The organism is Streptomyces tamarix (genome assembly GCF_032423885.1).
GTDB classification, from domain to species: domain Bacteria; phylum Actinomycetota; class Actinomycetes; order Streptomycetales; family Streptomycetaceae; genus Streptomyces; species Streptomyces tamarix.
Window position 1 is genome coordinate 1 of record NZ_JAWCTQ010000024.1, and the last position, 11,193, is coordinate 11,193.

Consider the following 11,193-nt stretch of genomic DNA (forward strand, 5'->3'; position numbering starts at 1 on the left):
GGGGGCCCCCCGGGGGCCCCCCCCGCGGCCGACGTGCTTCTCCGGGCGCGCGGCTCTCAGGGGGCCGGGGCGAAGAGCTCGGCCTGGGCCGCGTCCCGGGCGGTGAGGACGGCGCCCCGCAGGACCGCCTGGCCGCCCAGCTCCGCCGGGCGGACCCGCGTGCGCACCGGGGACAGCGCGCCCAGACGCGCCTCGACGCGGGAGGCCAGGCGCGTACCGCCCGCGTGGCCGACCTCGCCGCCGAGGACCACGCATCCGGGGTCGAGCACGGCGGCCACGGCCGCGACCCCCACGGCCAGCCGCTCGGCGAGCGCGTCCAGGAAGGCGTCCGCGGGTCCGCCGTCGCACTCGTCCGAGGCCGCGGCGCGCACCGCCTGCTCGGCGTCGCCGTCGATGCCGTGGACCCGGGCGAGTTCGCGGATCGCGGCCGCGCCGGCGAGCGTGTGGAAGCCGGCGCCGCAGCCGGTGGCCGACGGCAGACCGCCGGTGCCGGGAACCGGCAGGAAGCCGATCTCGCCCGCGCCGCCCGACGCGCCTCGGCGCAGCGCGCCGCCCAGGACGACCGCGGCGCCCACGCCCTGTCCGAGCCACAGCAGGACGAAGTCGTCCAGGTCGCGCGCGGCGCCGAGGCGCTGCTCGGCGACGGCGGCCAGGTTCGTCTCGTTCTCCACGAGCACGGCCGCCGAAAGGCGTTCCTGGAGGGCCACGACGAGCCTGCGGTGCCAGGCGGGCAGCTTCACGGAGTCCCGCAGCTCGCCCGTGCCGGGGTCGATCAGCCCCGGCGCCCCGACGCCGACGCTGTGCAACCGGTCCACGCCGGCTCCGCGCGCCGTGCGCTCCAGCAGGGCCACGGCCTGTTCGACGGCCGGTTCGGTGCCGGTGTCGCTCCCGATGGGAAGGGCGGCCTCGGCGAGCGTGGCACCCAGCAGGTCGGCGACGACGACGGAGATGCCCTTGGTGCGCACGTCGAGGGCCGCGAGGTGAGCGCGGTCGGCGGCGATCCCGTACAGCCGCGCGTTCGGGCCGCGGCGCTGCTCGCCCGCCTCGCCGACGACGCGGACGAGACCGGACTCCTGCAGCCGCTCCACCAGGTCGGCCACGGTCGGCCGGGAGAGGCCGGTCAACGCCTTCAGCTGGCTCGCCGTGAGCGGGCCCTCACGCTGGAGCAGCCGCAGGGCGAGCCGGTCGTTGATGGCTCGTGCGGTGCTCGGGGATGCGGGCATGCCGGAATCCTTCCAGGTCTCCGCCGTGTCACTGCCGTCGCCCGGCGGAGGACCCTACCACGCGCGGTGTCCCCTCCCCGGGGGCCGGTGAACGGGCCGCGGTCCCGGCCCGCCGCCCGGAGGTCTCCGCCGTGTCCGGGGCCCGCGCGCGTCGTCGGCGGCGTCCGTGCGCGGTGCGCCCGGTCCCCCGGTCCGGGGCCGTACGCGGGCGGGGGGCGGGGCGTTGGTGGCCCTCGCCCCCGGCCCGGGCCGCGCCCCGGCTACCTGCGCCAGGGGCCGGTCACCGCGAAGGTGGTGCCCGGCTCGTAGCAGTTGACGTACAGGGTGCCGCCGTCGGGGGAGAAGGAGACGCCGGCGAACTCGCCCCACTCCGGCGCCTCGGGCGTGCCGATGTTCTGCCGCCCGCGGGCCAGCGCGTAGACCTCGCCGCGCCGGGTCACCCCGTAGACGTGCTGCGCGCCGCGGCCGTCCTCGCAGACCATGATCGAACCGCCGGGCGCGAGGCAGATGTTGTCGGGGGACTCGCCGGGCAGTCGCACGTCCGAGTCCGGGCCGAAGACGATCACCAGGGTGAGGCGGCGGGCGGCCGGGTCGTAGCGCCAGACCTGGCCGTGGTGGTCGGCGCCCGAACCCTCCCGGGTGCGGGCGTAGGAGGACACGAAGCAGACGGACCGGCCGCCCCAGTAGCAGCCCTCCAGCTTCTGGCCCCGGGTGATGCCGCGCGGGCCGTAGTCCTGCATCCGGGTCGGCGTGGCGACGGCGAGCGGATCGGGTACGTCCACCCACTCGACGCCGTCGAACGAGGCGCCGGGCTCCCGCACCGTGGACAGGTCGGGGAGGCCCGGCACGCGCATGGCCTGCAGCCGGCCGCCCGCCCGCAGCGACCCGGGGCCGCCCCTCGGCCTGGCCGGCAGGAAGCGGTAGAAGAGGCCGAACGGGGCGACGAAGGCGTCCTCGGTCTCGTAGACGACGCCGCGCACGGGGTCGACGGCGACCGCCTCGTGCTGGAAGCGGCCCATCGCGGTCAGCGGTTCGGCGCCGCTGCGCCGCGGGTTCTCCGGGTCGACCTCGAAGACGAAGCCGTGGTCCTTGGCGTAACCGGCCGTTCCCGCCTTGGACTCGTTCTCCTCGCAGGTCAGCCAGGTGCCCCACGGGGTGGGCCCGCCGGAGCAGTTGGCCGCGGTACCGGCGATCCCGACGCGCTCGGAGAGGACTTCGCCGTCCGGCCCGTCGAGGGTCAGCACGGTGCAGCCGCCCTCGGCCGCCGGGTCGTAGGTGAGTCCCTCCACCTTGGGCACGCCGTGGGAGGCGACGGTGCCGTTCTCGTGGTTGCGGGCGAGGTGGACGCGCCCGCGCCGGTCGGCCAGCGCGGCCATGCCGTCGTGGTGGGACGGGACCGGGCCCTCGCCGGAGCGCAGTGGTCGGCCCTCCCGGGAGAGCACCCGGTAGGAGAAGCCTTCCGGCAGGTCGAGCAGCCCGTCCGGGTCGGGCACCAGGGGCCCGTACCCCGCGTCGGTCGGGGGGAGCGCGGCGGCGGGCGCCGCGGCGAACAGTTCGGAGACGGCTCCGGAGAGGGCGATGCCGGCTCCGAGCGCCCCGGCACGGGTGAGTAAGTGGCGCCGTGTCGCGGGTGTTGAGGACATCGGACGACCTTCCTGCTGGCGGACAGGACATTGGTCCGCCGTGTATACCACGCCGGTTGATCACCAGGAGCCCCTCTTTCCCCGCTTCTTCCGACGGCTCCGGGGACGGCTGGTCGTGCCCGGTCACCGCGCCGATCGGGAGGCCGCGCGGTTCACCCGCCGGGGTGACCGCACACGGCCGGTGCGCGGTTCCGCGCCGCACGGGGCGAACCACGGGCACGCACCCCGGGCCGCCCCGCCGCCCGGGGCGGCCCGGGGCGGCCCTGCCGGCCGGTACCGGACCGTGCGGGGGTCGCGCGGCGCACGGCGGGAGCGGATCAGGACGTGGACGCCCGCCACTCGGCCGCGTAGTCGGCGAAGATGTCGCGCAGGTGGTGGCCGATCTTCAGGTAGTCGAGGTCGTCGAGGTTGGCGAGGGAGACGCGCACCGACCACTCGGGGCCGTCGAAGCCCCCGCCGTTGAGGAGGACGACCCCGGTCTGCCCGGCCAGCCGGAACAGCGGGTCGATCGGCTCGTAGTTCTCCCGCAGGTAGGCGGCGAACTCCTCGCCGTGGACGCGCTCGGCCTCGGCGAGGAGGTCGAGCTCGATGTAGTAGCCGGCCCGCCGGGGGTCGTCGGCGATCTTCATGTGGGCGCCTTCGAGGAGCAGGTCGAGGCGCTGGCGGACGATGGAGCGGACCTTGCGCTTGTACGCCTGCCCCTCGTCCAGCAGGCCGAAGAGGGAGAACAGCACCATCATCACCTGCTGCGGGAGCGACAGGCCCGCGGTGTGGTTGAGGGCGACCTGGCGGGAGTCGGCGACGAGCCGGTCGATGAACCCGATCTTCTCGGGTTCCAGGCTGAGGGAGCCGTACCGCTCGTTCAGGCGGTCCTTCTCGGACTGCGGGAGGGCCGCGATCATCTCGTCGACGACGTTGTCGTCGTGCAGGCCGATCACGCCGAGCCGCCAGCCCGTGGCGCCGTAGTGCTTGGAGTACGAGTACACGAGCAGCGTGTTGCGCGGCAGGTCGGCGGCGATCGAGCGGAACCCCTCGACGAAGGTGCCGTAGACGTCGTCGGTGACGACGAGCAGGTGGGGGTTCTTCGTCGCGACGATCTCCTTGAGCTGGTTCGTGACGCGTTCGCTCAGGGCCAGGGAGGGCGGGTTGGAGGGGTTGACGAGGCAGACCAGCTTGATGCTCGGGTCCTCCAGCTTGGCGACCTCCTCGGCCGGGTAGCGCCACTCCCGCACCCCGGTCCCGGCCATGCTGCTCGCGTTGACCAGGACCACGTCGAACGCGTACGCGTCGAGCCGGGGGATCTCGATGTACGGCGTGAAGACCGGGACCATCAGCGCGATCCGGTCGCCCCGCCGCAACAGCCCGTTCTGCACGAGGGAGTCGAAGACGTAGCACATCGCCGCCGTGCCGCCCTCGGTGGCGAACAGGCTCAGGCGGTTGCCCTCCGGCGGGCGCCCGGCGAACACCTCGTCCGCGAGGTAGGCGCGGACGACCTCCTCCGTGTGCGGCAGGATGCGGTCGGGGACGGGGTAGTTGTCGGCGGTGACGGAGTCCGCGAGCTCGTGGACGAAGGCGTCCTCGTCGAAGCCGAAGCGGTCCAGGGCGTAGGAGACGCACCTGTCCAGCAGGTCGATGCCGGGCAGCTCGGGGTGCTGCCGCACGAAGGCGTCGAAGCGGTCGCCCGCGCCCTTCCGCTCGGGCATGCCGCCGAGGTTGTCGGCCGTCCAGACCCTGCGCGACTCCGACAGGGCGAAGTAGCCGAGCGCGTGGAACGCCTCGCGGGGCCCGGTCGCCACCCAGTTGGGGTTGCCCCGGCCCGCGTTGAGCATCTGTACGCTCGACTTGTCCTTCTGGCCCGGTTGGTGCGCCTGGAACTCCTCGGCGATCCGGATGAAGGTGTCCTTCAGCTCGAACGGGGAGAGCCGGGCGAGCGCCCGGATCTCCTCGCGGGAGAACGTGGTCTTCGGCATGGGGGCTCCTTGCTCCTTCAGTGCTGGAGGATGACGATGACCGCGGACCGGGTCAGCGCGCCGCCGAGCAGGCCGGCGGAGAGGCCGGGGCCGTACCCGAGCATCGCGGCGAAGGCCCGGGAGACGAGCAGGCCGGTCACGCACACCACCACGGCGTTGAGGACCTGCGGCAGGCCGTCCTTCCTCAGCCCGTGGAAGAACTGCGGGCCGACCCGGTAGCCGAGGGCGAACAGGAACACGATGAAGAACAGGCTCTTGACCGTGTCGGCGATCTCCACCTCGAACCGGGCGCCGAGGAAGAGGCCCACGATCAGGCAGCCCGTCACCGAGCCGAGGGCGATCGCCCGGTAGCGCAGCCTGCCGACGAGGAAGCCGAGCGCGACGGTGAGGAAGACCAGCAGCTCGGGGTGGGGGTGGAAGACGTTGCGGCCGAGGAAGTCGATCATTCGGGGCGGCTCCTCTCAGTGGCCGAGGATGCCGACGAGGACCGGGCCGGTCAGCGGCAGGAGGAAGTTGGAGAGGGTGTAGGTGATCGTGTAGCCGAGCAGGGGCACCGTCGACCGGGCGACCTGGCTGATCGCCGTGATCGCCGGGGTCGAACACTGCTGGCCCGCGATCGCACCGATCAGCAGCGGTTTCTCGATCTTCAGGAGTTTCAGGCCGACGACCAGGGAGAGGGTCGCCGGGATCAGCACCATGGCGACGCCGGCGAACGGCAGCAACGCGCCGTACTGCTTCAGCAGCGGCCACGCCTGCGGGCCGGAGGTCAGGCCGGTGCAGGCGATGAAGACCGCCAGGCCCATGTCCTTCAGCGTCGTCGCGGCCTGGACGGGGAAGGCCCCGAAGGTCTGCTTCAGGGAGCGGAACCACCCGAAGACCAGGCCGGAGATCAGGCAACCGCCACCGGTGCCGAGGGACAGCGGCACGTCCCCGGCGCGGACGACGACCTGGCCGAGCAGCGAACCGGCGACGATGCCGAATCCGATGTAGATGAAGTCGGCGGCGTCGTTCTTGACCACCGCGCCGATCCTCTTCACCAGCCGGTCCAGGGCCGACCGGGCGCCCACCAGCGTGAGCACGTCACCGCGTTGCAGCACCGTCTCCCCCGAGGCCGGCATGTGCTGCTCGTTGCGGACGACCTCGGTGACGTAGACCCCCGAGTCGCCGAACTCCGGGTGCCGCGCGCGCACCTCGTCGATGGTCAGGCCCGCCGTGGCCTTCTCCGTGACGGCCACCTGCTTGGTGGCCAGCGGGGTCTCCAGGCCGGGGATCCCCGGCGTCTCGGGGCCGATGCGCCTGCCCGCGTCGATCACGGCGGCGCGGCGGCCGACGACGAGGACCAGGTCGGAGAGGGACAGCCGCAGGTCCGGCTCGACGGTGAGCGTCCTGCTGCCCCGTTTGACCGCCTCGACCGTGACGAGGCCGCCGTCCCGGGACCCGAGCTCGCCCACCGTCATGCCGTCGCCCGCGGTCACCAGGTAGGTGCGGCCGACCATGCCGGGCAGGCCGGGCAGCTCGTCGCTCTCCAGCGTCTCCCTGCCGCCGCGCATCCTCCGCCACAGCTCCCGGGACGCCTCCTGGAGGTCGATGCGCATCATCATCGGCATGATCTGGCTGCTGTACAGCACGATCGTGATCAGGCCGAAGAGGTAGCAGACCGTGTAGGCGGTGGCCACGTTGCCCTGGTAGTGGGCGATCTGCTCAGCCGTCGGGCCGGTGAGCTTGCCGATCGACTCGGTCGCCGTGCCGACCACCGCGGACTCGGTGGCGGCGCCGGCCAGGATGCCGGAGGCGGTGCCGACGTCCAGGTCGAACGCCTTCGCCAGCCCGTACGCGATCGAGACCACGCAGACCAGCTCGATCAGGCACAGCACGCCGAACCGCAGGCCCTTGCGGTTGAGGTTGGCGAAGAACTGCGGCCCGGCCATGTAGCCGAGGGAGAAGATGAAGACGGCGAAGAAGACCGTCTTCACGTCGTCGGCGACCTCGGCCCCCGTCCACGCGCCCAGCAGCAGCGCGACGATCAGCGTGCCGGCGATCCCTCCCAGCGCGATCGGGCCGACGCGCACCTTGCCGAGGAGGTAGCCGGCGGCCAGGCAGAGGAAGAGCGCCAGCTCGGGATGGTCCTTGATGACACCCATGGCACCTCGGAGGGGTCGGGGTACGAAGGCCGCGGCACGGCACGGCCGTGTGGTGCGGGGAGGGGGGACTCCGGTGCGCCGGGCGGTCTCCCCCGCCGGATTCCGGTGGGGCCGGCGGCGGGGCGCCCGGTGCGCTGTCCGGCGGCCGTGCCCTCACGCGCCTCCTCTCCGCCCGGTGGCGCGTGAAGCCGCGCCGCTCCGTGTGTGGTTCCGACTCTCCGGTACGGGGCCGGACGCCCACCATGTGGAGTGCGCCGGGCGGGTGAGGCGGCCCTCCCGGCACCGGCTCGCCGCGTGGGGGGCGCGGGGCGGGGGCGGGGATCGCGGGGACGGGTGCAGAGGTGCGCGGGCGCGGGGATGCGCGGGTGCGGATGCGGGGATGCGCGGGTGCGGAGGTGTGCGGGCGCGGGGCGGGTACGCGCCGGTGGTCGTCGACCTGGAAGCCGCAGCCGCGGACCGGTCGCCCCGCGCGGGTGCGGGTGCGCGGGAACGCGGGACCGCGAGACCCTGGGGACGCGGGGCCGCGCGTCAGTAGCTCCCCGACGGGAAGGAAGCCGTCCACGGGTACCCGGGGGCGCGGGATCACAGGTGCGCGGGTGCGCGGGTGCCGCCGCCGTCAGATCCAGAAGGGGGCGGCCGGCACCCCCTCGGTGCCGGAGGCCGAGAGGCCGGTGCCCGGGGAGCGGCCCGTCAGCCAGGCGAGCAGGTCGGACTGCCGGCCGGTGACCGTGGGGCCGGTGCCGGAGCCCAGGCTGTGGGCGAGGTCCGTGTCGGTGGCCTCGACGCGCAGGGCCGGGGTGTCGGGGCGGCGGCGCAGTGCCTCGACGAGGTCGTCGATGATCCAGCGCGCGGTGTCGGGCGGGATGTCGGCGAAGGAGTAGCCGGCGGCCAGGTCGGCGTGGTGGACCTCCAGTTCGCGCAGGCGCGTGGGGATCAGGGTGGCCGGTGTGCGGAGCTCACCGGTGCGCATGCGGACCTCGGCGTGCCAGGCCGCCGCCGGGAGGGACCGTACCTCCCGCTCGAAGCGGGCGGCGCTGTCGAGGACGTCGGCGACGAGTTCGTCGACCGGCCGGCCGGCTCCCGCCTCGATCTCCGCCGCCCTCGCCGCCATGCTCGCGTACTGCGGCGTCTCCACACCCGTGCGGGACCAGGTCAGCAACCGGCACAGGCTGTCGGTGGCACGTGCGACATGGGTGATGACGTGGCCGCGCGTCCACGGGGGCACCAGCGTCTCCCCGGCCACCTGCCGGTCGTTCAGGGACCTGACGGTGGCGACGAAGCGGCGGGTCGACTCGGCCACGGGGATCAGGATGTCTCGCTCTTGCACCATGCCTCCTACGGTAAATCCGTCATGCGGAATACAAAGTCCGCATCACGGTATCCCGTTCGGTTCCGGCGGTCGCCCTCCGCCCGCCCGGGCAGGGACCCCCGAAGCCGTGGCGCGGTGGCGGCCCGGCCGGACCGTACGGGGCCCGCGACCGGGACCACGGCCGTCCAGAGCGTCGAAGTGCGGGAGGCCGGACCGCCGGAGCCCGGACATCCCGACCGCCGGGGCGCGGCCGTCCAGACCACTGGGGTACGGGGGCCAGACCGTCGAGGTGCGGTCAGCACGGGCGGGCCCGAACGGCCCGGGCAGGCGCGGGCAGCGCAGTGGAGGGCGTTGAACCGGTCGCCGCTGTCGCGAACGGCCCGGGCAGGCGCGGGGAGCGCGGGCGCGCCCGGGGTCAGGGCTTCGGGAGGTCCGGACCGGCGAGGGTGGCGACCATGAGGGCCTTGATGGTGTGGAGGCGGTTCTCCGCCTCGTCGAAGACGACCGAGTGGGCCGACTCGAAGACCTCGTCGGTGACTTCCAGCTCCGTCAGGCCGTGCCGTTCGTGGATCTCGCGGCCGACCGCGGTGCCCAGGTCGTGGAAGGCGGGCAGGCAGTGCAGGAACTTCACCCCCGGGTTGCCGGTGGCGCGCAGGACGTCCATCGTCACGGCGTACGGACGGAGGGCGGCGATCCGCTCGTCCCAGACACCCTTGGGCTCGCCCATGGACACCCACACGTCGGTGGCGACGAAGTCCGCGCCCGCGACGCCCTCCGCGACGTCCTCGGTGAGCGTGACGCGGGCGCCGCTCTCCCCCGCGAGCTTGTGGGCATGGGCGACGACGTCCTCCGTCGGCCAGTACGCGCGGGGGGCGGCGACGCGGATGTCCATGCCGAGGAGGGCGCCGGTGACGAGATAGGAGTTGCCCATGTTGTAGCGGGCGTCACCGAGGTAGGCGAAGGCGACCCGGTCCAAGGGCTTGTCGGTGTGCTCGGTGACGGTGAGCACGTCGGCGAGCATCTGGGTGGGGTGCCAGTCGTCGGTGAGCCCGTTGTAGACGGGGACGCCCGCGTACCGCGCCAGTTCCTCGACGGTCTCCTGGCTGTCGCCGCGGTACTGGATGGCGTCGAACATCCGGCCCAGTACGCGCGCGGTGTCCTTCACGGACTCCTTGTGACCGATCTGCGAGCCCGACGGGTCGAGGTACGTGGTGGAGGCGCCCTGGTCGGCGGCGGCGATCTCGAAGGCGCAGCGAGTGCGGGTGGAGGTCTTCTCGAAGACCAGCGCGATGTTCCTGCCGCGCAGCGTCTGGACCTCGGCGCCGGCCTTCTTGGCCGCCTTGAGGTGGGCGGCCAGGTCGACGAGACCGCGGAATTCCTCGGCGGTGAAGTCCAGCTCCTTGAGGAAGTGGCGGCCGGTGAGGTCGGGGGCCATGGACGCTCCTGGATCTGCGGGCAGGTGTAGGACGAATGAAGATGGAAGTCTATACGATAGCTGGCATTCTTATTCAGGCGGGGTGAGGGGCCCGCCGCGGTGCGGGCGTCGCCGGCGGTACGGGGCAGCCGGACGGGGGCCGGGCGGGACACGGAGACGGGCGGGGGCCGGACGAGCGCGGGGCCGGGCGGGGCCGGGCGGGACACGGAGACGGGCGGGGTGGGCGGGGAGGAAGGGGTCAGGCGGCGTCGCGTTCGATGGGGCAGCTCATGCAGCGCGGGCCGCCGCGACCCCGGCCGAGTTCGCTGCCGGGGATCTCGATCACCTCGATGCCCTCCCGGCGCAGGTGGGTGTTGGTGGTGACGTTCCGCTCGTACGCGACGACGACGCCCGGCTCGACGGCGAGGACGTTGCAGCCGTCGTCCCACTGTTCCCGCTCCGCCGCGTGCACGTCCTGCGTGGCCGTCAGGACGCGGATCGACGGCAGGCCGATCGCTTCCGCTATGGCGCGGTGCATGTGCTCGGGCGGGTGGTCGGTGACCTTGAGGACCTGCCCGCCCTCGCCCGGCTCGATCGTGTACGAGCGGAGCATGCCGAGACCCGCGTACTTGGTGAACGTGTCGGGCGCGACCATCGTCATGACCGTGTCCAGGTGCATGAACGCCCTGCTCTTGGGCATGTCCAGCGCCACGATCGTGTGTGCCGAACCGGCGGCGAACAGCCCGCGCGCGAGCATCTCGACGGCCTGCGGGGTCGTGCGTTCGCTCATGCCGATGAGGACGGCGCCGTTGCCGAGGACCAGCACGTCGCCGCCCTCGATGGTGGACGGGTAGTCGTCCTGCCCCTCCGACCAGTGGTGGAACGGGCCCGCCTCCGGCCCCGTGAAGAGGGGGTGGTGCCGGTAGATCGCCTCGAAGTGGACCGTCTCCCGCCGCCGGGCCGGCCAGCGCATCGGGTTGATGGACACGCCGTCGTAGATCCACGTCGACGTGTCGCGGGTGAAGAGGTGGTTGGGGAGGGGCGGGAGGAGGAAGTCGTCCAGGTCCATGACGTGGAGGCGGACGGACGTCGGCTCGGCGTGCCCGGCCAGGTACTCGCGTTTCGTCATCCCGCCGACCAGTGCCTCGACGAGCTGCGGCGTCTCCATCGCGTCGAAGGCGGAGCGGAGGCGGTCGGTCGCGAGGGGGCCGTACTCCTTCTCGTCGAAGACCCGGTCGAGGACGAGCTGGCGGGCGGCGGGCAGTTCGAGGGTCTCGCGGAGGAGGTCGCCGAAGAGGTGCACTTCCACGCCGCGGTCCGCCAGGACGTCGGCGAACCCGTCGTGCTCGTGACGCGCGCGGCGCACCCACAGCACGTCGTCGAAGAGGAGGGCGTCCTTGTTGCTGGGGGTGAGGCGCTTCAGCTCCAGGTCCGGGCGGTGCAGGATGACGCGCCGCAGGCGCCCGGTCTCGGAATCGACGTGGAATCCCATT

At 73.3% G+C, this 11,193-nt stretch carries 7 protein-coding genes and 1 pseudogene; all 8 read right to left on the bottom strand.

What is annotated here, in order from left to right; genetic code table 11:
• Positions 1–56: 56 nt before the first annotated feature.
• A complete protein-coding gene (locus RND61_RS19245; RefSeq protein ID WP_391653745.1) occupies positions 57–1,223 on the bottom strand; it encodes an ROK family transcriptional regulator in 1,167 nt (388 codons plus the stop codon).
• A gap of 260 nt (positions 1,224–1,483) precedes the next feature.
• Positions 1,484–2,866 carry an alkaline phosphatase PhoX gene (locus RND61_RS19250; protein ID WP_315879241.1) on the bottom strand — a complete coding sequence of 461 codons (1,383 nt, stop codon included), beginning with the start codon at positions 2,864–2,866 and terminating at the stop codon, positions 1,484–1,486.
• A gap of 317 nt (positions 2,867–3,183) precedes the next feature.
• Positions 3,184–4,836, bottom strand: a complete 1,653-nt coding sequence (locus RND61_RS19255; RefSeq protein WP_315879242.1) for a bifunctional aspartate transaminase/aspartate 4-decarboxylase — start codon at positions 4,834–4,836, stop codon at positions 3,184–3,186.
• Positions 4,837–4,859: 23 nt separating this feature from the next.
• Positions 4,860–5,282, bottom strand: a pseudogene (locus RND61_RS19260) (aspartate-alanine antiporter-like transporter); the annotation flags it as partial.
• Positions 5,283–5,297: 15 nt separating this feature from the next.
• Positions 5,298–6,977, bottom strand: coding sequence for an aspartate-alanine antiporter (aspT, locus tag RND61_RS19265; RefSeq protein WP_315879243.1), 1,680 nt, complete (start codon positions 6,975–6,977; stop codon positions 5,298–5,300).
• Positions 6,978–7,593: 616 nt separating this feature from the next.
• Positions 7,594–8,307, bottom strand: a complete 714-nt coding sequence (locus tag RND61_RS19270) for a maleylpyruvate isomerase family mycothiol-dependent enzyme (RefSeq protein WP_315879244.1) — start codon at positions 8,305–8,307, stop codon at positions 7,594–7,596.
• Between the two features lie 394 nt (positions 8,308–8,701).
• Positions 8,702–9,721 carry an ornithine carbamoyltransferase gene (gene argF, locus RND61_RS19275; protein WP_315879245.1) on the bottom strand — a complete coding sequence of 340 codons (1,020 nt, stop codon included), beginning with the start codon at positions 9,719–9,721 and terminating at the stop codon, positions 8,702–8,704.
• 238 nt (positions 9,722–9,959) lie between these two features.
• The gene (locus tag RND61_RS19280; RefSeq protein WP_315879246.1) at positions 9,960–11,192 is read right to left on the bottom strand and encodes an arginine deiminase; all 1,233 of its coding nucleotides are present in this window, start codon (positions 11,190–11,192) and stop codon (positions 9,960–9,962) included.
• Between the last annotated feature and the right edge of the window lies 1 nt (position 11,193).